Below are 22609 nucleotides of genomic sequence, written 5' to 3' on the forward strand. Positions count from 1 at the left end.
CAGATCGAACCATCTTTTCGGCGGACGCGTGGTCCCCGCAGGATTTGGCACCAAACACAGCCGCTGGCGCGTCTGCTGGTTGCCCCGGCTTCAAAGGGCCTGTCCCTCTGCCGGTCTCGATGGTGGGGCAACAATGCCAGCGCCCCCGAGGCCTGTCAATCCCTTTATCCGGATGGAGAGATGGAAAGGTTTCTCCGGCAACCAAAGCGCCATACTTGGGCGACCGCACTCACACTGGCCACCGTGCAAAACCCCCTTTTTTTCTTCCTGTTGACCTGCGCCTGTCTGCTGGCCGGACCGCGCGATGCCGCCGCCGAAGGCCCGCAGTGGCGGCGCGGCTGGGGGTTGGGACAGCCCCCCCAGCCCGTCCGATCTGCGCACAGCAGTGGCTTTGCCGATCTGCAACTGCAACCTCAAAGCGGCGGGCATGCGGTGATCGCCCGCAACCTGCTCGCCGGCCCGGTACAGATCCGTCTGCAGGGCAGCGATGCACTGCTAAGCCCTGCCCGTCTGGTGCTGGCCGCCGCTGAAGAGCGCCGCCTAGCCTGGCTGCCTGCCAACGGCCCGGGGGCCCGGCTGCTGCTCGATGCCGTTCCCGGCGCCCCGGGCGCCCGTCCAGATGATCTGCTTTACCGCCTGCCTTTCGCGGGCGGTAGAGCCCGGGTGAGCCAGGCGTTTGGCGGCCGCCACAGCCACAATGATGCGCAGAACCACTACGCGGTGGACTTCCCGCTCGCCGAAGGCACGCCGGTGCTCGCCGCACGCGCCGGCGTGGTGATGCAGGTGTTGGATGCCGCCACCGGCGAGGCCAACCTGGTCCGGATACTGCACGCCGACGGCAGCATGGCGCTGTATGCGCACCTGCAAGCCGGCAGTGCCGCGGTCCGGCCCGGGCAGAAGGTGGAAATCGGGCAACGGCTCGCCAATTCAGGCAATACCGGGCGCAGCAGTGGCCCGCACCTGCATTTCACCGTCCAGCGCAACGCCGGCATGGCGCTGGAATCGCTGCCGTTCCGCATGGCCGATGACCGCGGCGAGCTGCATTTTCCGCGTGAAGACAATGGCGGCGGCGACTGATCCACGCGCCGACGGGCGTCCCGCTATAATCGACGGCTCTTTTGCTCCGAAGCGCCCGTGCGGGCGCGCTCGCCATGTCCGAAGTCGCCTCCGAAGCCGCGCGTCGCCGTACGTTCGCCATCATCTCCCACCCTGACGCCGGCAAGACCACGCTGACCGAAAAGCTGTTGCTGTTCGGCGGTGCGATCCAGATGGCCGGCTCGGTGAAGTCGCGCAAGACCAGCAAGCACGCCACCTCCGACTGGATGGCGCTGGAAAAGGAGCGCGGCATCTCGGTCACCTCCTCGGTGATGCAGTTCCCGTACGAGGACAAGATCGTCAACCTGCTCGACACCCCCGGCCATGCCGACTTCGGCGAGGACACCTACCGCGTGCTCACCGCGGTGGACTCGGCGCTGATGGTGATCGACGTTGCCAAGGGCGTGGAAGAACGCACCATCAAACTGATGGAGGTCTGCCGCCTGCGTGACACCCCGATCATGACCTTCATCAACAAGCTCGACCGCGAGGGCAAGGACCCGATCGAGCTGCTGGATGAAGTGGAAACCGTGCTCGGCATCCAGTGCGCGCCGGTGACCTGGCCGATCGGCATGGGCCAGCGCCTGAAGGGCGTGGTGCACCTGTTGACCGGCGAAGTGCACCTGTACGAACCGGGCCGCAACTTCACCCGCCAGGATTCGACCATCTTCCCGTCGCTGGACGCGCCAGGTCTGGCCGAGAAGATCGGCGAGAAGATGCTGGCCGACCTGCGTGACGAGCTGGAACTGGTGCAGGGCGCCAGCCATCCGTTCGACCTGGACGAATACCTGGCCGGCAAGCAGACGCCGGTGTTCTTCGGCTCGGGCGTGAACAACTTCGGTGTGCAGCCGTTGCTGGACTTCTTCGTCAAACACGCACCTTCACCGCAGGCCCGTGCCACCACCGGCCGCGATATCGCTCCGCAGGAAGACAAACTGACCGGTTTCGTGTTCAAGATCCAGGCCAACATGGATCCACAGCACCGCGACCGCGTGGCCTTCATGCGCGTGTGCTCGGGCAAATTCACCGCCGGCATGAAGACCTTCCATGTGCGCACCGGCAAGGAAATGAAGCTGGCCAACGCGCTGACCTTCATGGCGTCCGACCGCGAGATCGCTGCCGAGGCGTGGCCGGGCGATGTGATCGGTATCCACAATCACGGCACCATCTCCATCGGCGACACCTTCACTGAAGGCGAAGCGGTGACTTTCACCGGCATTCCCAACTTCGCCCCGGAACTGTTCCGCCGCGCCCGCCTGCGCGACCCGCTCAAGCTCAAGCAGCTGCAGAAGGGCCTGGCGCAGCTGTCCGAAGAAGGTGCCACCCAGTTCTTCCGCCCGATCATGAGCAACGACCTGATCCTGGGTGCGGTCGGCGTGCTGCAGTTCGATGTCGCCGCCTACCGCCTGAAGGACGAGTACGGCGTGGAGGCGATCTTCGAACCGGTCAGCGTGGTCACCGCCCGCTGGGTGCACTGCGACAACGCCAGGAAGCTGGAAGAGTTCCGCGAGAAGAACGCCAGCAACCTGGCCATCGATGCGGCCGGCCAGCTGGTGTATCTGGCGCCGACACGGGTCAACCTGCAGCTGGCGCAGGAACGCGCGCCGGATGTGCGCTTTGCCGCAACCCGTGAAGCAGCGCACACGGTTTCTGTGGCCTGAGCCCGATGCCGGCGTGCATACGCCGGCGTTCGGAGGGATGATAGCGGTCACCGGGCATTCCCCCTGCCCGCGTCATCTGCCTACATGACCACAGCTGCTTCCATCCGCGAAGAAATCGCCAGTGCCTTGACCCATGGGTTGGGCGCGGTGGCCGCACTCGGCGCCAGCGCCGTCCTCATCACCTTGGCTGCGATCTATGGTGACGTCTGGCAACTGGCCAGTGCCATCGTCTTCGGTGTCGCCCTGCTGCTGCTGTACACCGCCTCCACGCTGTACCACGCCATCCAGCACCCCATCGCCAAAGGCCGTCTGAAGGTCTTCGACCACTGTGCGATCTACCTGCTGATTGCCGGTACCTACACTCCCTTCACCCTGATCGGCCTGCGCGGGCCGTGGGGCTGGGGTCTGTTCGCCGCGATCTGGTCGCTGGCCGTATTCGGGGTGATCTTCAAACTGTTCTATACCGGCCGCTTCAAACTGCTTTCGACGATCATCTATATCGTGATGGGCTGGCTGGTGGTGGTGGCGATCAAGCCGATGTGGCACTCACTGGACGGATTCACCCTCGGCTGGCTGTTCGCCGGCGGCGTGTTCTATACGCTGGGCACCGTGTTCTACCACCGCGAACAGCTGCCCTACTCGCATGCGATCTGGCACATGTTCGTGATCGGCGGCAGCGTCTGCCACTTCGTCTCGGTGACCGCGCAGATCCTGTGACAGGAAACCACCCACACTGGCGCACCGCCGGCTGTGGGCGACGGATCCAGCGGCGGGACGAACGGTCATGACCTGACGGGCGATGTGGAAATCGACGCCACCGACCAGCGCCTTACGCGCGGGCGGCGATTCGATTTCCCACCCGCACCGAACATCACGATCGGAACCTGCCCAGGCAAGGATGCCGGCTGAGTCCGGCGCCGCACCGGGCCGTGCCGTCAAGCTCAGCCGCCGGTGATGTACTGCTGCAGCTGCCCCAGTTCCTGGCGCTGCTGCTCGATCACCGATTTGACCAGATCACCGATGGAAATCACGCCCATCACCTCATCGCCGTCCACCACCGGCAAGTGGCGGATACGGCGGTTGGTCACCAGTTCCAGGCACTGCTCCACCGTCACGGTGGGCGCCACCGTGACCAGCTCGGCCGTCATGATCTCGCGCACCGGGGTCGTGGCCGAGGAACGGTCCTTCAGCACGATCTTGCGCGCGTAATCGCGCTCGGAAAGGATGCCCACCAGATGGCGGCCGTCCATCACCAGCACCGCGCCGATGCCCTTTTCGGCCATCAACCGGATGGCCTGTATCACCGCGACTTCCGGGGCTACCGCATGGATCTCAGGAGACTTGGTCGCAAGCAATTGTCGAACGGTCTGCATGGCATTGTTCCGCGCGATGAGGGTCTGCTGATACTGCCACGGCCGCCGGCTGCCAGCTATCCACCAGGTATAGCGGCCGCTGTTTGACCTCCATGTACAGGCGCCCGAGGTATTCACCGATCAATCCCAGCGCGATCAGCTGTACGCCCCCCAGGAACAGGATCACCGCCATCATCGTCGGCCAGCCGGCCACCCGGTCCCCGTACAGCGCGGCCTTGGCCACCACGAACAGGGCAAACCCGAAGGCCGATGCAGCAGTGAGCAGCCCCAGATAGGTCGCCACACGCAGCGGTGCGGTCGAAAAACTGGTGATGCCTTCCAGCGCGAAGTTCCACAGCTTCCAGAAGCCGAATTTGCTGGCCCCGGCCAGACGCGGCGCACGCCGGTACGGCAAGGCCACCCGCCGGAAGCCCACCCAGCCGAACAAGCCTTTCATGAACCGCTGACGCTCGCGCAGCTGCCGCAATGCCTGCAAGGCCCGCGGTGACAACAGCCGGAAGTCGCCGGTGTCGGCGGGAATCGGGGTCTTGGACAGCCGCCCGATCACCCGGTAGAACAGCGCCGCCGTCACCCGTTTGAGCCAGCCATCGCCTTCACGCACCAGCCGGGTGCCATATACATCGTCATACCCCTGCCGCCACAGCGCCACGAACTCGGGAATCAGCTCCGGCGGGTCCTGGCCATCGGCATCGAGAATCAGCACCGCCCCGTCGTCGACGAAATCCAGCCCTGCGGTCAGCGCGATCTCCTTGCCGAAGTTGCGCGACAGCCGCAACGTCGCCACGCGCGGATCGGCGGCCAACTGCCGCATCACCGTCCAGGTCGCATCGGTGCTGCCGTCGTCCACATACAGAAGGTGGCCGTCGATATCCTGCAGCCGGTCCAGCTCGGCGCAGATCCGCGGATGGATCAGCGGCAGCGTCTCCTGCTCGTTGCAGGCGGCGATCACGATGGTCAGGCGCTGGCGGGTAGTCATGCGGCGATTCTACGGAAGCCGGCCGGCGGCAAGGTCAATCGATCTGCTCCACATAGCCCGCACCGCCCAGCTGGCGCGCCTGCCGCTGGATCCAGGCCGCGCGCCGCTGCACGTACGGGCCTGGCCGGGTGGCGCTGTAGCGCCGCGGCGAAGGCAACACCGCCGCCAGCCGCGCACTTTCGGCGGCACTCAGGCGCGCGGCATCCTTGCCCCAGAACTGCCGGGACGCCGCCTGCACGCCATAGATGCCGTCGCCGAATTCGGCCACGTTGGCATACATCTCCAGAATCCGCTGTTTCGGCCAGAACAGCTCGATCAGCACCGTATACCAGGCTTCCAGCCCCTTGCGCAGCCAGCTGCGTCCCTGCCACAGGAACAGGTTCTTGGCGACCTGCTGGCTGATGGTGCTTGCCCCGCGCAGTCGTCGGCCCTGGGCGTTGTGGTCGCGCGCCTTTTCGATCGCCTTCAGGTCGAAACCGTTGTGCTCGGGAAACCGCTGGTCCTCGGCCGCGACCAGCGAGATCGGCACGCTGCGCGCCATCCCGTCCAGATCCACCCACTGGTGATGCAGGCGGAATTTCCAGTCGCCGCGGCCCCAGGCCTCCAGCTGGCGCAGTGCCATAACCGAGGAAAACGGCGGATCGATGAAACGCAGTACGACCACCTGGCAGATGCTGAACAGCACCAGCAGGGCCGGTGCCAGCAGGATCCAGCGTCGCCACCGTCGACGCGGTCGAACCGCCCCTTCCAACTCCACCTTGCGCTTCTCGCCTTCCGTCCCCATCTAAGCCACACCTTTATCATCCCGACGTCCGGCGCATTATCCGGTACCGACGTCCTCCCACACACAGACACCTCCATGACCGACACCTCCGACCTCCTCGTCCGCTTCCTCCTGCCCGACGCCGGTGTCCGCGGTGTTCACGTCCAGCTCTCTGACAGCTGGCGGGAAATTCTGTCCCACGCCAGCTACCCGCCCAATGCCCTGCAGCTGCTGGGTGAAGCCTGCGTCGCCTCGGCACTGTTCACCGGCCACACCAAGATCGATGGGCGCCTGTCGATCCAGCTGCGCAGCAGCTCCGCGCTGCGCACGCTGTTTGCCGAATGCACCGCCGCCGGCACCGTGCGTGGCATCGCCCAGCTGGCTGACGGCCTGGATGCCCCGGCCGAACTGCCGCAGCTGGGCGAGGACGCACTGCTGGCCATCACCATCGAAAATCCCGGTCTGGACCCGCGCGAGCCGCAGCGCTACCAGAGCCTGGTCGCCCTGCAGGGCCCGAGCCTGGACGAGGCCTTCGAGGACTACTTCCGCCACTCCGAACAGCTCCCCACCCGTCTGTTGCTGGCCGCCGACGGACAACAGGCCGCCGGCCTGCTGCTGCAGAAACTTCCCGGTGACGAGGGCGACCAGGACGGCTGGACCCGCGCCGGCGCCCTGTTCGACACATTGCACCGCGATGAGCTGCTGAGCATCGGCGCCACGGATCTGCTGCACCGCCTTTTCCACGAGGAAGGCCCGGAGCTGGTTGCCGAGAAAGCCCTGGGCTTCGCCTGCTCCTGCTCGCGCGAGCGGGTGGAGAGCATGCTGCAGTCACTGGGGGAGGAAGAAGCCCGGGCGGCCGCCGAACCGACCGGCCAGGTCGAAGTGCGCTGCGAATTCTGCGGCCGGGAATATCACTTCCCTTTGACCGAAATCGGCGTATTGTTCAGCTCCACATCCGCCAACCAGCCCGCCCCCGAGCGGCTGCAGTGACGGCATACAACGAGTAGCGTTCTGGGGAGGACGAGGACTTGTTAAGAAATAATAAACACCCTAGGATCAAGTCATCACTCACCGGGAACTTCCCGGTGCCTGCCCTGTCTGATTGAGCCCATGAACGCATTCCTGCGCCTGCCGCTTGCCTTGATGATCGCCCTGAGCGCGGTCTCGGGCGTTCATGCGCAAAGCAAGCCCAAGGCAGCAGACACCGTCATTCCGGTCTGGAACCGGGGCAGCGGCAAAGTGGAGGCGCTGCTGTATCTGGAGCCCACCGGCGAACAGACGGCAGGTGCACGCTGGCATTTCGGCCGCAACTCGCTGGACGCGGCCTTTGGTCTGTCTTCGGGCGATTCGCTGGGCCTGCTGTGCAACAGCAGCCGGGGCAGCAGCATCAGCGGACTGGCCAGCCACTGCATGCTGGCCAGCCTGGGTGACGACGACGAAACCGCACCGGGCCGGCATATTTCCGCGACCACCAGCTTCAACCGTCCAGGCGGCCGTATCGGCGTGAGCGCCGGCACCGGCAAGGAATCGTTGCCAGCTTGGCTGTCGAACGGCGTCAAAGCCCCGGCCGGCCATGTGGAGCAGAACGATCTAACGGTGTTCGGCCAGAAGAACATCGGCCGCGAAGGCTTCGTTTCCATTGGCGGTACCTACGCCAAGGCCCGGCTGGTTCCACTGAGCGATGTCTCGCCGGCCGTGGTTGACCAGTGGGACAGCAAAAGCCTGAGCGTTGGCGGTGGCTATGGCGCCTTCAGCGCCAATGTCATCGGCCGCGTTGTCGATGCCCCCGGCCAGAGCAAATGGGAAGGCCTCGGACTTGGCATCACCTGGCGCACCCCGTGGAGCGGTCAGCTGACCGTCGGTGCCGACAACGTCATCACCCGCGGCAAGAATCCGTTCTCCCCCCGGAATGACAGCAACGACGACGGCGCAATTCCTTACGTCCGTTACGAGCAGGATCTCTAAAGCCAAGCGCTCGCTCTTGATAGAAGTAACCCAAGCCCCCGTACTCCGGGGGCTTTTTGTTGCACTCGCAACAACTATTTGCCGAATTTCACCAAAATAATCCAATTCATTAACAAAGCTTTAATTTCAGAAGATACGGAAGTACTATCGAATCAGCCTCGCAAATTTGGGCCTTCATTTCGGCCCCTGCGGTGGCAATTCCGATTGCAACTACCAAGATCCCTTGGAGAGAGAGAGCCAATGAATTGCAAGACCAACAAGCTGCGTGATGCAGTGGTCCTGGCACTGATCGCCAGCGCCAGCGCCGGTACCGCTACCGCACAGGCGCAGGAATCCAGCAGCCCGACCAACCTCGACCGCATCGAAGTCACCGGTTCCCGCATCCGCTCGGTGGACGTGGAAACCTCGCAGCCCGTCTTCGTGATGGACCGCCAAGCCATCGAGAAGCAGGGCCTCACCTCGGTCGCCGACGTCCTCCAGCGCATCTCGGCCAACGGCGCCGGCCTGAACACCAACTTCAACAACGGTGGTGACGGCTCCTCCACCATCAGCCTGCGCAACCTGGGCTCAGAGCGCACCTTGGTGTTGGTCAATGGCCGCCGCTGGGTTGCCAATCTATCCGGCTCGGTCGACCTGAATACCATTCCGGCTGCGATCATCGAGCGCGTGGAAGTACTGAAGGATGGCGCCTCCTCTATCTATGGCTCCGACGCCATCGCCGGTGTGGTCAACCTGATCACCCGCAGCGACTTCGATGGCGCCGAAGCAAATGCCTACATTGGCCAGTACGACAAGGGCGATGGTCAGCGCACTGCCTTCGACGCCACAGTCGGCACCAGCAGCGACCGCGGCAACCTGGTCATCAGTCTCTCGCGCGTGAAGGAAGACCAGGTTCTGGCCAAGGACCGTGCCATTTCCCGTGAGCCGTACTTCGGCCTGGGTTCGGCCTACTACAGCAGCTATTCGGCCAACGGCAAGATCAATGCCCCGGCATCCGCCGGCGGCAACCTCGCCCTGCGTCCGGGTGCGATCGGTAGCGGCTTGGCCAGCAACCCGTATTACGGCATCGACCAGTATGTGCCGTACACCAGCGCCTTCAATTACAACTATGCGGCCGACAACTACCTGGCGACCCCGCAGAAGCGTAGTGCCCTGTTCGCGCAGGGTTCTTACAACCTGACAGACAGCATCACCTTCAAGATGGATGCGCTGTACAACGAGCGTCGCTCGGCACAGCAGCTGGCCGGCTTCCCGCTGAGCACCATCAACACCGGCATCAGCATGAGTGGCGACAGCTACTTCAACCCGTACAACACCGTATATGGTGGCGACGGCCGGGATGTCAGCTGGACCCACCGCCTGACCGAAGCGGCGCGCCTGTATGACCAGAACAGCAAGACAAGTCACGTCTATCTGGGCCTGGATGGCTTCTTCGAGTTCTCAGGCCGCCAGTTCAACTGGGACGTCGGTTACGCGTTCAACAAGACCAATGAAGTGGAGACCCAGGTCGGCGACGCCAACCTGCTGACCCTGGAATCCTCGCTTGGCGCCTCGGAAGTGCGCGATGGCAAGGTGGTCTGCGTCACCGCTCCGGGCGGCGCCGTGATCGATGGCTGCGTGCCGTTCAATCCGCTGTCGCCGCAGGGCGCCGTCAGCAAGGAAATGCTGGACTACCTGCTGTTCACCGCTCACAACACCTATCAGTACCGCAACGAAGCCGTCACCGCGAACCTGTCCGGTGAACTGTTCGAACTGCCGGCGGGCTGGCTGAGCTTCGCCGCCGGTTATGAGCACCGCAAGGAAAGCGGTTACTCCTCGCCGGACGCGTTCATCGCCAACGGCCTGACCTCCGGCAACGCGTTTGACCCGACCTCCGGCGCCTACAGCCTGGACGACGCCTACCTGGAAGTCCTGGTGCCGGTGCTCAAGGACGTGCCGGGCGCGCAGCTGCTGGAACTGAGCTTGGCCACCCGCTTCTCGGACTACAGCAACTTCGGCAACACCACCAACAGCAAGTTTGGCTTCAAGTGGAAGCCGTTCGACGAACTGCTGGTTCGTGGTAACTGGGCGGAAGGCTTCCGCGCGCCGTCGATCACCAACCTGTACCGCGGTGCCTCCGACTCGTTCGTGCAGTACTCCGATCCCTGCTCGGCTAATGGCCGCTTCGCCGGCGATGCCAGCGTGCTGGGTGCCTGTCAGGCCGCCGGTGTGCCGGCAGGCTTCATTGCCGAGTACAACAGCGGCGGCGGCGCGGCCGGTGGCCAGACCATCTTCCCGTTCACCCTCGGCGGCAACCCGAACCTGACCCCGGAAACTTCCACCAGCAAGACCTTGGGCCTGGTGTACAGCCCGGCATGGGCAACCGGCCTGAACGTCTCGCTGGACTGGTGGTCGATCGATCTGGAAAACCGCATTCAGAGCTTCACCGCTGATGCGATCCTGGACAAGTGCTACGTTGACGGCATCAGCAGCTACTGCAGCCTGTTCACCCGCCGTGCCGACGGCCTGGTCACCGACATGTTCATCGGTCCCATCAACGCCGGCTACCAGGAAGTGGAAGGCTACGACCTGACGGTGAAGTACCGCATGCCGGAAACCTCGGTGGGCACCTTCGCCTTCACCTTGGACTCGACCTACGTCAGCAAGAACCGCTCGCGCGACTCGAAGAATGATGACTGGCAAGCCTTGAACGGCATGTACTTCGAGTCCGATCCGTACTGGCGCCTGCGTGGAAACCTGACCACCGACTGGTCCTACGGCGACTTCAGCGCAAGCTGGATGATCCGTTACCGTTCGGGCCTGACCGAAGACATCAGTGAAGGCAGGCTGGAATCGATTACCTACCACGACCTGCAGATGAGCTACAACCTGCCGTGGAACGGTACTGTCCGCGTCGGTGCCAACAACGTCTTCGCCAAGGATCCGCCGGTGACGTTCGACGCCTTCGCCAACTCGTTCGACCCGCAGTACGATATCCCGGGTCGTTACATGTACATGCAGTACACCCAGCGCTTCTGATGCTGGCACTGCACTAGTGTCACGCAGATGGCCCGGTTCGCCGGGCCATCTTCTTTTGAACGAAAGGAGATCGTGATGAGCACCCCGCACCACTGGATTTACCGCATTGCATTGCTGGCCCTGCTGGTACCGGCAGGCGCAAGCGCGCAGACCAAGGCCGTCGATGTCGCCAAGCCCTTTGAAGAACAGCGCCGCCAGGTGCTGGCCGATCTGAACGAGGACAAGTACCGCGAGATTTCAGTCGAGGACCGAAGCGCGGTGACCGCCGCACTGGGCCGTATCCTGCAGCATCTGCAGACCCAGCCCGACCCCGCGCAGCTTCCCGAGCACAACCGCGTCGCAGTCTTCAACGACCAGAGCCTGATCAATACGATCCTGACGCAGGCCGCGGCGGACAGCCGGCTGATCTGCCGCCGTGAACGCACCGTGGGCTCGAACATGCCGCAGAACAACTGCCTAACGGTTGCAGAGCGGCGCCGCCAGAAGAACAACGCGCAGGACAGTGTGATGCGCATGCAGCGCACCCCCAAGAAGGTCGAGTAACGTATCCCGACAGCGGCCTGCAGGACCCATCAGCCCGCGTGGAGGGCAGACGCCGCCCTCCGCCCGCCCTGCCACCGCCGCACCTTGCAAGAATGAACCAGGGCAGCCTGATCAGGCATTGAGTGCCTGGATGAGGCTTGCCGATGCCCACACGGGGTGGCTTCTACGGCCCGGCAACAGATGGTGCCGGGCGGTGCCGCACACAACGTTACCGAGCTTTTGCTGTGCAGTTTTCCGGCGTTTTCACTCGCTCGGAATCAACGTCTCGATGACGTGTTCGACGTAGGCCTCGAAATCCTCGCGGGCCTGTTTGGGCTGCTGCAACTGCAGGGACAGCTGCAGGAAGCCGACGTAGGCGGCGTAGGCCAGACGCGCGCGATGGCGGGCGTCGGTGGAGCTCAGGCCGGCCTGTCGGAACGAGGCGATCAGGTATTCCATGCGTCGCTGTGAAACCCGGTCGATCACCGGGCGCACCATCGGGTTGTCCAGCGCCTTGAGCAGTTCACTGTAGATGATGTGCGGGGTGACTTCATGGGCCACCAGCTGGAACAGCGCACGCAGCCGCGTGCGTGGATCGGGCACCTCTTCCAGACTGCCGAACACCTGCTGCTGCTCCACCACTTCCCAGCGCTCCAAGGCCGCCTGCAGGAGCGCATCGCGTGACGGGAAGTGCCAGTAGAAGCTGCCCTTGGTGACCCCCAGACGGCGGGCCAGCGGCTCGACCGCCACCGCGCCGACACCCTGTTCGGCAATCAGATCGAGTGCGGCCTGCGCCCAGTCGTCGGCACTGAGTCGGCTGTGACGCGCACCACGGGAATCTGCCGGAAGGGTTGTTGAGTCGTTCATGGGCAGATTTAACCATACGGCGGGGATTGGTTGCAGTATGCAATGGAATCGCAGGCTGACGGAACAGCCTCGGGACTCTTACGGAAAGCCATTGTTTTCCGGGGCTTTGCACAATCCATACGCATTCGTATTGACAGTTCAGCCAAACGATCCATACCATCAGGTATGGCCAATCCTTCCCCCTCCATCCCGCACGTCGACGAAATCCGCCTCCAAGGTGCCAACGGCATTGCACTGGGCGCATCGAGAACGGCGGGGCGGCATACTCCGGTTCTGTTCGCGCACGGCTTTGGCCAGACACGTGGCGCCTGGGCCGCGGCCGCGCAGACACTGGGCATGGCCGGCCATGCCACGCTGAGCTACGACGCGCGCGGCCATGGTGATTCGGATTGGAACCCGGGGGATACGCCCTATCACGGCGACCAGTTCACCGACGACCTGATCGTGGTGGCCGGCGAACTGCCGCGTCCGCCGGTATTGGTGGCCGCGTCAATGGGCGGCCTGTTCGGTCTGATGGCCGAAGCCCGCTGGCCGGGCCTGTTCTCGGCGATGGTGCTGGTGGACATCACCCCACGCTGGGAAACCCGCGGCGTGGAGAGGATCCTCGCCTTCATGAGTGCGCATCCTGATGGCTTTGCATCGCTGCAGGCCGCCGCCGACAGCATCGCCGCCTACCTGCCGCACCGCCCGCGCAAGAGCGAAGATGCCCTGCGTGCGCTGCTGCGCTCCACCGCGGACGGGCGCTGGAACTGGCATTGGGATCCGCGTCTGGTCGAAGAGCTGGCGCGCGACAGCGAGCAGCATCAGGACGCGATCGTCGATGCGGCACGCCGCGTGCACTGCCCGCTGCTGCTGATCAGCGGCGGTCGCAGCGATCTGGTCTCGCCGCAGACCGTGGAAGAATTCATGACACTGGTGCCGCACGCGCAGCATGTGCATCTGCCAGAGGCCACCCATATGGTCGCCGGCGATGACAACAACGCGTTTACCGCCGCCGTGTTGAACTATCTGGACGCACTGCCTTCGGCTGCCGCGTCCGTCCGAACCGAGCACGTTACCGGAGCAAGCCTATGAGCATCGTCGTTCCCTTTCTGGTCCTGCTGCTGGCAGGTGCCTTTGTCGCGTATCACCGCATGCGCCTGGTCGTATGGACCCTCGCCAGTGCGGTGTTGTTGGGCGCCTGCTGGTTCGCCGGCATCAACCAGACCGCGATCCTCGTGGCGGCGGCAATCCTTGCTTTGATCAGTGTTCCAGTGCTGTTGCCGTTCCTGCGCAAGCCGCTGATCACCGCACCGTTCATGGGCGTGTTCCGCAAGGTGCTGCCGCCGCTGTCCAAGACCGAGCGCATCGCCCTGGAAACCGGCTCGGTCGGCTTCGAGGGCGAGCTGTTCACCGGTGACCCTGACTGGAACATCCTGCTCAACTATCCCAAGCCGCAGCTCACCGCCGAGGAACAGGCCTTCCTCGATGGCCCGGTGGAAGAGCTGTGCAAGATGGTCAACGACTTCGAGATCACCCACGTCCACGCCGACCTGCCGCCGGAGCTGTGGGAGTACATCAAGAAGAACAAGTTCTTCGGCATGATCATCCCGAAGGAATACGGCGGCCTGGGCTTCAGCGCGCTGGCCCACCACAAGGTGATCCAGAAGCTGGCCTCGGTATCGAGCGTGGTCAGCTCCACCGTCGGCGTGCCCAATTCGCTGGGCCCGGGTGAGCTGCTCAACCATTACGGCACCCAGGAGCAGAAGGACTACTACCTGCCGCGCCTGGCCATCGGCCAGGAAGTGCCCTGCTTCGGCCTGACCGGCCCGTTCGCCGGCTCCGATGCCACCTCCATCCCCGACTTCGGCATCGTCTGCAAGGGCATGTGGAAGGGCGAGGAAGTGCTGGGCCTGAAGCTGACCTTCGACAAGCGCTACATCACCCTGGCTCCGGTCGCGACCCTGATCGGCATGGCTTTCCGCATGTACGATCCGGACGGCCTGCTTGGCGACACCAAGGACATCGGCATCACCCTGGCGCTGCTGCCGCGCGATACCGAAGGCGTGGAAATCGGTCGCCGCCACTTCCCGCTGAATTCCACTTTCCAGAACGGCCCGATCCGTGGCAAGGACGTGTTCATTCCGCTGACCCAGCTGATCGGCGGCGCCGAGAAGCGCGGCCTGGGCTGGAACATGCTCAACGAGTGTCTGGCCGTTGGCCGCTCCATCACCCTGCCCTCCACCGCCTCGGGCGGTGCCAAGGCCGGTGCGGTGGTGACCGGTGCCTATGCGCGCATCCGCAAGCAGTTCGGCCTGTCGGTCGGCCGCTTCGAGGGCGTGGAAGAAGCGTTGGCCCGCATCGGCGGCAAGGCCTACAAGATCAGTGCGCTGTCGCAGGCCACCGCGGCTGCGGTCGACCGTGGCGACGTGCCGTCGGTGCCGTCGGCGATCGCCAAGTACCACTGCACCAACATGAGCCGCGAAGTCATTTCCGACGTGATGGACGTGATCGGAGGCAAGGGCATCATCCTTGGCCCGCGCAACTTCGCCGGCCGCAGCTGGCAGGCCGCACCGATCGCCATCACGGTGGAAGGTGCCAACATCATGACCCGCTCGCTGCTGATCTTCGGCCAGGGCGCCATCCTCTGCCACCCGTGGGTGCTGAAGGAAATGAAGGCCGCGCAGGATGAAGACCGCAAGGCCGGCCTGCGCGAGTTCGACCAGGCGCTGTTCGGCCACGTCCGCTTCGGCATCTCCAACGCCGTGCGTTCGCTGTGGTTCGGCCTGACCGGTGCGCGCTTCGGTGCCGCCCCGGGCGACGCCTACACCCGCCGCTACTTCCGCAAGCTGGACCGCTACTCGGCCAACCTGGCACTGATGGCCGACATCTCGATGATGACCCTGGGCGGCAAGCTCAAGTTCAAGGAATCGCTGTCCGGTCGTCTGGGTGATGTGCTCAGCCACATCTACATGACCAGCGCCATGCTCAAGCGCTACCACGACGAAGGCGCCCCGCAGGGCGACCAGCCGCTGCTGGCCTGGGCCTTCCACGACAGCGTGCACAAGATCGAGGAATCGCTGTCGGCGGCGCTGCGCAACTTCCCGATCCGCCCGATCGGCTGGCTGATGTGGGCGCTGATCTTCCCGCTTGGCCGTCGCGCCGAGGCCCCGGGTGACCGTCTGAGCCGCCGCGTCGCCGCCTCGCTGATGGCGCCCAACGAAGCGCGTGACCGCCTGGCCCAGGGTGTGTTCCTGACGCCGTGCGAGAACAACCCGGGCGGCCGCATCAACAGCTATCTGTCCAAGGCGATCATGGCCGAACCGGTGGAACGCAAGTTCCTCAAGGCCCTGAAGACCAAGGGCATCGAAGCGCTGACCTTCGCCAGCCAGCTGGATGAGGCCGTGGCCGAGGGCGTGATCACCCAGGACGAGCGCAAGCTGCTGGAAGAACTGCGCGAGATCACCATGGACACGATCACCGTGGACGACTTCGACGCGCACGAACTGCGCTCTGCCGGCTACTACGACCTGCCCGGCACGCAGCGCCCGCAGCAGGCCGCATAAGCCAATCCACATGCAATACCTACGGCGGGCCTTGTGCCCGCCGTTTTCATACCAGGAATCCACACCACGACTGCCGCCTTGCTTTCGCTGTACCGCTATTTCACCCGCTGGCCGGCCGGCAACTGTTCTGGCGGGCGGTGTGCCGCAAGGCGCCCTGCTTCGCCAGCCTCTCGCCGCGGATCACCGTGCTGGAACCGGGCCGCTGTGCAGGGGATGCGCCAGCGCCGCCGCATCAGCCCCCCCTATCGACACCGTGCACGCGATCGCGATGTGCAGCCCGGCCGAACGGATAAGCGGGGTCCTGCTCGATGCCAGCCTGCCGGCCAGCATGCGCTGGATTCCCAGGGGCATGGAAGTGAAGCACCTGGCCAAGTCAGGTGGTCTTCTGAAAGCGGTGGCAACACCGGAACTGCCTCCCGCCAGCACAGCGGCTGGCTACGCCCTGCCGGCGAGGATCAACGTGAGCGATGCTGCCGGCATGGAGGTGTTCCAGGCACGGACTGCGCGGTGGGCGTCGCCGCGCAAAGACTGAGTGGATGCATGGATCTGGAGGTGCCGTTGGAGCCACCGCCGGGCAGCGGCTACACCGCGCGCAACCCCAGCGTCGGGATCGCCGGCAACGCCTGGATGAAGAAGATCCGCCGGTTCACACTGAACGCTCCGTAGCTGCCGGCGACCACCACGCAGAGCAGCGAGAACGTCACCAACACAGGCTGCTCCAGCAGCAGCCCCGCCACAATCCGGGCGGCGAGAAAGCCGTTGTACAGGCCCTGGTTGGCAGCCAGCACACGGGTCCTCTGGGCCTTCTCCGGAGTATTGCGGAAGGTCTTCAGCCCAAGTGGCCGGGACCACAGGAACATCTCCAGCACCAGGAAACAGCGGTGCAGGACGGCGACCAGCACCGTCACCAGCAACGCGGCCAAAGACCTCGGACGCATCGGCGTCCATCCGGCGGAACAGCGGCAGCATGGCCGGCCCGGCAGGCCGACGGCACCTCCCGGTTATGCCGGATCGACCGATGCGTTGACCGGCATCTCGTCCGGCAGGCTCCGCTGCGCGCGGATCACCCGGATCGCGCCGATCGTCATGCCCGCTGCCACACCCACGCCCGCCATAAACACCAGATGCGACCCCATGCTGGACAGCAGCTTGTGCAGCCAGACGAAGGTCAGGTCGCCGCCGCGATAGATCACCGTATCGATCACCGCCTTGGCCTTGTAGCGGGACTCGCGGCTGACCCGGGTATACAGGGTTTCGCGTGCCGGCTTGGCCAGGGAGAACTCGCCGGCGCGGGTCATCACCTGCACCACCGCCACCAGCAGCGGCAGCGGTGAGGCGGCCAGCAGCGAGAAACCCAGCAGGATCGCCAGCGCCGGCAACAGCAGCAGCGGGGCGATGCCGTAGCGGCGCATCAGCCAGCGGGTCAGGAATACCTGCACGAAGATCGTCAGCACGTTCACCGCCAGATCGATGTTGGCGTAGTACGCCGTACGTGCGGCGTCATCGGTGAAGAAGCGTCGCGCGATAGCCGCCTGTTCGTTGTACAGCAGGGTTCCCACGCCGACGCCGAAGAACATCAGCACCGCCAGCGCACGCAGCAGCGGATCGCTCCATACCAGCTTCAAGCCGGCCAGCACCGAGCCACCCATCGCCTGCTCGCCGCTGCTGTCGCGCAGCCGCTGCTCGCGCTGCAGGGCATATTTGCGCAGCTTCAGGATCGCGAACAGGCACGCGCCCAGGAAGGCGGCCGATACCAGCAGCAGGTTGCCCACGCCGATCTTCTCCACCAGCAGGCGGGTGACCAGCGGCCCGGTCAGTGCGCCAATGGTGCCCCCGGCGCCGATATAGCCGTAGACCTTCTTGGCGTCCTGGTTGGAGAACACATCGGCCATATAGCTCCAGAACACCGACACTGCGAACAGGTTGAACACCGCCACCCAGATGAAGAACGCCGCGCCGCGCCCGGGCAGTTCCTCGCGGAACGCCCAGTAGAAAAACAGCAGGCAGCTGATGAAAGCCAGGTACATCACCGGCAGGAACACCCGCCGCGGATAGCGCGACACCAGCGCGCCGTATACCGGCTGCAGCAGCACCATGCACAGGAAGGTGCCGGTGAACAGCACCTGCAGGGTAAAGTCGCCGAGGCTGACCCCCAGGTGTCCGGCCCACTGCACCAGCGAGGCCGGAAACACCGCCAGCACATCATCCGAGGCGCCCATCGCGTCGCGTACCGGACGCAACAGGTAGTAGCCGGTCAGCAGGCAGAAGAAGTACAGCAGCGACCACCACAGCGCCGGAGCTTCCACTCCGAGCAGGGAAATCACCTGGCGCAGGCCACCGCGCGCGGGAGGGGAAAGCTTGCTCATACGTCTGACTGCACCACGGGTGGGGGATCCGGCACGCCGGTTCCGCGGCGTGGGCGCAACTTATCCGATGCACTGCAACATCGCCAGTGCAAACGGTCTGGCCGCCATGCGACGGGCCGTTCTATTCTGCGGAGCAGGGAAAGGGGAAGGCCGTGAAGGAATTCGACTACATCATCGTCGGGGCCGGTTCGGCCGGCTGTGTTCTGGCCAACCGGCTCAGCGCCGATCCGCAGCGGCGGGTGCTGCTGATCGAAGCCGGCCCGCGCGACTGGAATCCGCTGATCCACATGCCGGCAGGCATTGCCCGGCTGGTCAACAACCGGCGCCTGAACTGGAGCTACGACACCGAACCGGAGCCGGCGTTGAACAACCGGCGCCTGTGGTGGCCGCGCGGCAAGGTACTGGGCGGCAGCAGCTCGATCAATGCGATGTGCTACTCGCGCGGCGTGGCAGGCGACTACGACCGCTGGGCCGATGCCGGTGCCACCGGCTGGGACTGGCAGACGGTATTGCCCTGGTTCCGCTACAGCGAGGGCAACGGGCGCGGTGCCGATGCCCTGCACGGTGGCGATGGCCCGTTGAAGGTGTCGGACTTGCGTCACGTCAATCCACTGAGCCGTGCCTTCATCGAGGCAGGACAGCAGGCCGGTTTCGCGCTCAACCCCGATTTCAACGGTCCCACTCAGCAAGGCGTGGGCCTGTACCAGGTCACCCAGAAGGACGGTGCGCGCTGCTCTTCGGCGGCCGCCTATCTGGCCCCGGTCCGCCAGCGCCCCAACCTGCAGGTGCTGACCGGCGCGCTGGTCGAGCGGCTGCAGATTCAAGGCGAACGCGTCACCGGCGTGGCGTTGCGCGTCCGCGGCCAGCCCCAGCAAGTGCGGGCCCGCCGCGAAGTACTGCTCAGCGCCGGCGCGATCAACTCACCGCAGCTGCTGATGCTCTCGGGGATCGGCCCGGCCGGGCACCTGCGACGCCACGGTATCGAGGTGCGTCTGGACCAGCCCGGTGTCGGCGCCAACCTGCAGGACCACCTGGACATCTGCACGCTGTACCGCACTGTGCCCGGGGTCAGCTACGACCGCGCCAGCGAGCTGAAGATCGGCTTCGACTATTTCCTGCGCGGTCACAGCGGTGCCGGTACCAGCAATGTGGCCGAGGCCGGCGGCTTCGTGCGCTCGCGCTTTGCCGCCGACGAACGGGCCGACATCCAGTTCCATTTCGTCCCGGCGATGCTGGACAACCACGGCCGCCACCGCCTGCCCGGCGAGGGCTACACCCTGCACGCCTGCTACCTGCACCCGCGCAGCCGCGGCCGCATCGAACTGGCCAGCCATGATCCCGCCGCGCCGGCGCGTATCCATGCCAACTATCTGGGCGATGCCGAAGGCTTCGATATGAAAATGATGGTCGAAGCCGCGCGCCTGAGCCGCGACATCCTCCAGCAGCCGGCCTTCGCGCCGTGGCGCAGGGCACCGCTGTTCCCTGCCGACGAGCACCTGGACGATGCCGGGCTGGAAGCCTTCATCCGCGCCAAGGCCGAAACCATCTACCACCCGGTCGGCACCTGCCGGATGGGCAGCGACGCGATGGCCGTGGTCGATCCGCAGCTGCGCGTGCGCGGCATCGACGGCCTGCGGGTAATCGATGCCTCGGTGATGCCAAGCCTGCCCACGGGCAATACCAACGCACCGACCATCATGATCGCCGAGCGCGCCGCCAGCCTGATCCTCGACACCTCGCCGCCGGGCTGACCGCTCCGCGGCTCAGGCCACCTGCAACAGCGCCGGCAACGGGCAATGCAACGTGGCGCAGATGGTCCGCAGCAGTTCGGCCTCGGCCACGCTGACGCGCTGGTTGTGGCTGATGGTGGCGGTCACCGCTTCCACCAGCAGCTGCTTGGCCAGCGGATCGAGCGCATCCAGCGGCGCCCACACCGCATCCAGCGCCAGCACGCCGGCCGACGGCGGCGCATAGGGCAGGTGATCGTGCGGCAGGATGCGTTGCAACCCAGCCAGATAGGCGCGCCGCGCGGCGGCCTCGTCACCGAGATTGCCGGCCCGCGCGACCACCGCGAGCAACGTGGAAAGCTCCTGGCGCACGCCGGTGGTCTTGCGCCGGCCGAAATGCGGGTGGCGCGAGGGATCCAGCGCGGCCAGCACCTGCACCTGCAGCAGGCGCGACAGACAGTACTCGAACAGCGAGATCCGCCCATCGGCATGGACCAGCGCCTCGATGCACTGCACGAACGCCCGCAACTGCGGGCGCGGCGCCATCCGCAATGCGGGGAACGCCAGTGCCGCCAGCGGCAGGCGCAGCGCGCGAGAGAGACCATGCAACGGACCATCGGCCATGGCCTGAAGCCGCGTGACCACAGAAGCGCCCAGCTGCGCCTGTACCGCCTGCCGCTGCAACACCGCCACCGCAGGGTCGGCATCGAGCAACAACGCCAGCAGCAGCGGCTGTGCGGCCTCCCGGTCACGCGCCAGTTCGCGCAGCTGCGGCGACAGGGTGCCGGCCAGCCGGATCGCCTGTTGGTAGTCGTCATCAGCCGGGGTGGCGACCTGCGCGGCGACTTGCGCGGCGACTTGCCTTGGATCGACCCGCAACCGCGACGTCACAGTGGCCACTGCAGCGGGCGCCAGCGCGTCCACACCGGGCACATCACTGCGGGCCAGCCCCAGCGCGCGATCCTCGGCCAGGCCATCGGGCGGATTGGCAAACCAGGTACCGCGCAAACGCTGCAACTGTTCGGTGCGGAACGAAGGCTCCAGCCGCTGGATCCGCTCCACCAGGGGTGGATGCGTGGCGAACCAGCGCGAAAAGCCCAGTCCTTCGCCGAACAGCATGTGACTGACTTCCTCGGCGCTGGCACGGTCGGCCAGCTGCGAACCCTCGGCCAGCCCGCCGATCTTCTTCAACGCCCCGGCCAGCCCCTGCGTCTGCCGGGTGAACTGCACCGCCGAGGCATCGGCCAGAACCTCGCGCTGGCGCGACACCGCCGCCTTGATCAGCCGTCCGAAGAACACCCCAATGCTGCCCACGACAATGCCGGTCACGCCGATCACCAGCACGATCGAGATCGGCCCAAGCCCGCGCCTGCCGCCTATCCGCGAACCGGCACTCATGTGCAGCAGCACCCGCTTGCCGATGAGGCTGATCATCAGGATGCCGAACAGCACCCCCATCAGGCGGATATTCAACCGCATGTCGCCATTGAGGATGTGGCTGAACTCGTGCGCGATCACGCCCTGCAGTTCATCGCGGTTGAGCCGCTGCAAGCTGCCCCGGGTGACGGCGATGGCGGCGTCGGCCGGTGAATACCCAGCGGCGAAGGCGTTGATGCCGGTCTCCTGTTCCAGCACATACAGCCGCGGCATCGGCACACCGGAGGCGATGGCGATCTCCTCCACGACGTTGCGCAACCGCCGCAGCGCCGGATCGCGGGTATCGGCCGGCACCTCGGTGCCGCCCATCTGTACCGCCACCACTTCACCACCACCCCGCAACGAGGCGATGCGGTACAGCGAGGCCAACGCGATCACCGCCAGGGTCAGCAACGTGCACCACAGCACGCCCCGCACGCTGCCGGTGGCCACCAGCACCAGTGCGTCCAGCACCGCGACAATGGCGATCACCGCCAGCGCGAACAGCAGCAGCAGGCGCCCGGAATTGCGCCGCGCCTGTGCCTGGTGTTCAAAGAAATTCATCCCGCCCCCCTAGCTGGCACCGGACGCGACTGTCGTCACGTGCCGGCCTTCCCTGCCCTGCGCAGGATCAGAACTGGACCCTGGGCGCCTCGCGCACCTGCTCGCGCTTTTCCAGCGGGATGTCCAGCAGCGCGGCCGTGGGGAAATGGAACATGCCGGCAAACACATTGGCCGGGAAGGTCTCGCGGCGGTTGTTGTAGGCCATCACCGCATCGTTGTAGGCCTGCCTAGCGAACGCTACCTTGTTCTCGGTGCTGCCCAGTTCCTCGCTCAGCTGCAGCATGTTCTGGTTGGCCTTCAATTCCGGATAGGCCTCGGCCACGGCCATCAACCGTCCCAGCACTCCGTTCAACTGGCCCTGCGAGGCGGCCAGCTGCGCCATCGCCGCCGCATCGCCCGGAGCGGCCTTGGCCGCCGCAAGCCCGGACTGCGCCGCGCTGCGTGCGGCGATCACCGCCTCCAGCGTCTGCCGCTCATGGCTCATGTAGGCCTTGGCGGTTTCCACCACATTGGGAATCAGGTCGAAGCGGCGCTGCAGCTGTACGTCGATCTGCGCGAACGCATTCCGGTACGCATTACGGGAACGGACCAGTCCGTTATAGATGCCAACACCGGCCGCGATAACTGCGACAGCCACCACAAGAAAGACCAGCAATATCAATGTGATGCCCATTCATCCTCTCCCCGTTTGTGCAATCGTGAAAAGCGGCGCTAGAATCGCCGACGGCAGTAGCTTACAGGCACCGATCAC

Annotated in this window: 19 protein-coding genes and 1 riboswitch; of the genes, 11 read left to right on the top strand and 8 right to left on the bottom strand. The window is 65.2% G+C overall.

Annotation, left to right across the window (positions count from 1 at the left end; all coding sequences use genetic code 11):
- Nucleotides 1–6: 6 nt before the first annotated feature.
- Nucleotides 7–126: riboswitch (SAM riboswitch) on the bottom strand.
- A 117-nt stretch (nucleotides 127–243) separates the two neighbouring features.
- The 3 genes from ACVOMH_RS01150 (at nucleotide 244) to trhA (ending at nucleotide 3473) form a co-directional block, all read left to right on the top strand.
- Entirely contained in the window at nucleotides 244–1077 is an 834-nt protein-coding gene (locus ACVOMH_RS01150; protein WP_481550771.1) for a M23 family metallopeptidase, read from the top strand.
- A 74-nt stretch (nucleotides 1078–1151) separates the two neighbouring features.
- The gene (locus ACVOMH_RS01155; RefSeq protein WP_054659673.1) at nucleotides 1152–2756 is read left to right on the top strand and encodes a peptide chain release factor 3; all 1605 of its coding nucleotides are present in this window, start codon (nucleotides 1152–1154) and stop codon (nucleotides 2754–2756) included.
- Nucleotides 2757–2840: 84 nt separating this feature from the next.
- Nucleotides 2841–3473, top strand: a complete 633-nt coding sequence (gene trhA, locus ACVOMH_RS01160) for a PAQR family membrane homeostasis protein TrhA (RefSeq protein WP_481550772.1) — start codon at nucleotides 2841–2843, stop codon at nucleotides 3471–3473.
- A 224-nt stretch (nucleotides 3474–3697) separates the two neighbouring features.
- Here the strand turns inward: trhA and ACVOMH_RS01165 are convergent, their stop codons facing one another.
- From ACVOMH_RS01165 to mtgA, 3 genes are read right to left on the bottom strand one after another with little or no spacing between them, the layout of a single operon-like run.
- Nucleotides 3698–4129, bottom strand: coding sequence for a CBS domain-containing protein (locus tag ACVOMH_RS01165; protein ID WP_054659677.1), 432 nt, complete (start codon nucleotides 4127–4129; stop codon nucleotides 3698–3700).
- Nucleotides 4089–5105, bottom strand: a complete 1017-nt coding sequence (locus tag ACVOMH_RS01170; RefSeq protein WP_481550773.1) for a glycosyltransferase family 2 protein — start codon at nucleotides 5103–5105, stop codon at nucleotides 4089–4091. The genes ACVOMH_RS01165 and ACVOMH_RS01170 overlap by 41 nt, the downstream gene beginning before the upstream one ends.
- A 34-nt stretch (nucleotides 5106–5139) precedes the next feature.
- Entirely contained in the window at nucleotides 5140–5889 is a 750-nt protein-coding gene (mtgA, locus tag ACVOMH_RS01175) for a monofunctional biosynthetic peptidoglycan transglycosylase (protein ID WP_481550774.1), read from the bottom strand.
- A 75-nt stretch (nucleotides 5890–5964) separates the two neighbouring features.
- Between mtgA and hslO the strand changes: the two genes are divergently transcribed.
- From hslO to ACVOMH_RS01195, 4 genes are all read left to right on the top strand, one after another.
- Entirely contained in the window at nucleotides 5965–6858 is an 894-nt protein-coding gene (hslO, locus tag ACVOMH_RS01180; RefSeq protein WP_481550775.1) for an Hsp33 family molecular chaperone HslO, read from the top strand.
- A 153-nt stretch (nucleotides 6859–7011) separates the two neighbouring features.
- Nucleotides 7012–7833 (top strand): XOO1806 family protein, encoded by an 822-nt coding sequence (locus ACVOMH_RS01185; protein WP_481551141.1) that lies wholly within the window; start codon nucleotides 7012–7014, stop codon nucleotides 7831–7833.
- A gap of 240 nt (nucleotides 7834–8073) precedes the next feature.
- Entirely contained in the window at nucleotides 8074–10851 is a 2778-nt protein-coding gene (locus ACVOMH_RS01190) for a TonB-dependent receptor (protein ID WP_481550776.1), read from the top strand.
- A gap of 27 nt (nucleotides 10852–10878) precedes the next feature.
- Complete coding sequence (locus ACVOMH_RS01195; RefSeq protein ID WP_481523685.1) at nucleotides 10879–11394, top strand: hypothetical protein; 516 nt, start codon at nucleotides 10879–10881, stop codon at nucleotides 11392–11394.
- 243 nt (nucleotides 11395–11637) lie between these two features.
- On the opposite strand, the gene ACVOMH_RS01200 is transcribed toward ACVOMH_RS01195, so the two are convergent.
- On the bottom strand, nucleotides 11638–12240 hold the full coding sequence (locus ACVOMH_RS01200; RefSeq protein WP_481550777.1) for a TetR/AcrR family transcriptional regulator: 603 nt from the start codon (nucleotides 12238–12240) through the stop codon (nucleotides 11638–11640).
- A gap of 165 nt (nucleotides 12241–12405) precedes the next feature.
- Here ACVOMH_RS01200 and ACVOMH_RS01205 point away from each other — a divergent pair, with 165 nt between their 5' ends.
- The 3 genes from ACVOMH_RS01205 (at nucleotide 12406) to ACVOMH_RS01215 (ending at nucleotide 16317) form a co-directional block, all read left to right on the top strand.
- Nucleotides 12406–13314: an alpha/beta fold hydrolase gene (locus ACVOMH_RS01205; protein WP_481550778.1), complete on the top strand. Its 909-nt coding sequence runs from the start codon at nucleotides 12406–12408 to the stop codon at nucleotides 13312–13314.
- Entirely contained in the window at nucleotides 13311–15785 is a 2475-nt protein-coding gene (locus ACVOMH_RS01210; protein WP_481550779.1) for an acyl-CoA dehydrogenase, read from the top strand. The genes ACVOMH_RS01205 and ACVOMH_RS01210 overlap by 4 nt, the downstream gene beginning before the upstream one ends.
- A 253-nt stretch (nucleotides 15786–16038) precedes the next feature.
- The gene (locus ACVOMH_RS01215) at nucleotides 16039–16317 is read left to right on the top strand and encodes a DUF4442 domain-containing protein (RefSeq protein ID WP_481550780.1); all 279 of its coding nucleotides are present in this window, start codon (nucleotides 16039–16041) and stop codon (nucleotides 16315–16317) included.
- A 49-nt stretch (nucleotides 16318–16366) separates the two neighbouring features.
- Here the strand turns inward: ACVOMH_RS01215 and ACVOMH_RS01220 are convergent, their stop codons facing one another.
- Nucleotides 16367–16723: a DUF1304 domain-containing protein gene (locus tag ACVOMH_RS01220; protein ID WP_054657458.1), complete on the bottom strand. Its 357-nt coding sequence runs from the start codon at nucleotides 16721–16723 to the stop codon at nucleotides 16367–16369.
- A gap of 63 nt (nucleotides 16724–16786) precedes the next feature.
- A complete protein-coding gene (locus tag ACVOMH_RS01225) occupies nucleotides 16787–18151 on the bottom strand; it encodes an NTP/NDP exchange transporter (RefSeq protein WP_083468380.1) in 1365 nt (454 codons plus the stop codon).
- Nucleotides 18152–18303: 152 nt separating this feature from the next.
- Between ACVOMH_RS01225 and ACVOMH_RS01230 the strand changes: the two genes are divergently transcribed.
- Nucleotides 18304–19902 carry a GMC family oxidoreductase gene (locus ACVOMH_RS01230; RefSeq protein WP_481550781.1) on the top strand — a complete coding sequence of 533 codons (1599 nt, stop codon included), beginning with the start codon at nucleotides 18304–18306 and terminating at the stop codon, nucleotides 19900–19902.
- Between the two features lie 12 nt (nucleotides 19903–19914).
- Here the strand turns inward: ACVOMH_RS01230 and ACVOMH_RS01235 are convergent, their stop codons facing one another.
- Both ACVOMH_RS01235 and ACVOMH_RS01240 read right to left on the bottom strand, forming a co-directional pair.
- Nucleotides 19915–21858, bottom strand: a complete 1944-nt coding sequence (locus tag ACVOMH_RS01235) for a M48 family metallopeptidase (protein WP_481550782.1) — start codon at nucleotides 21856–21858, stop codon at nucleotides 19915–19917.
- A gap of 67 nt (nucleotides 21859–21925) precedes the next feature.
- Entirely contained in the window at nucleotides 21926–22531 is a 606-nt protein-coding gene (locus ACVOMH_RS01240; RefSeq protein ID WP_057506036.1) for a LemA family protein, read from the bottom strand.
- Between the last annotated feature and the right edge of the window lie 78 nt (nucleotides 22532–22609).

The sequence above is a fragment of the Stenotrophomonas sp. STEN013 genome, assembly GCF_056760355.1.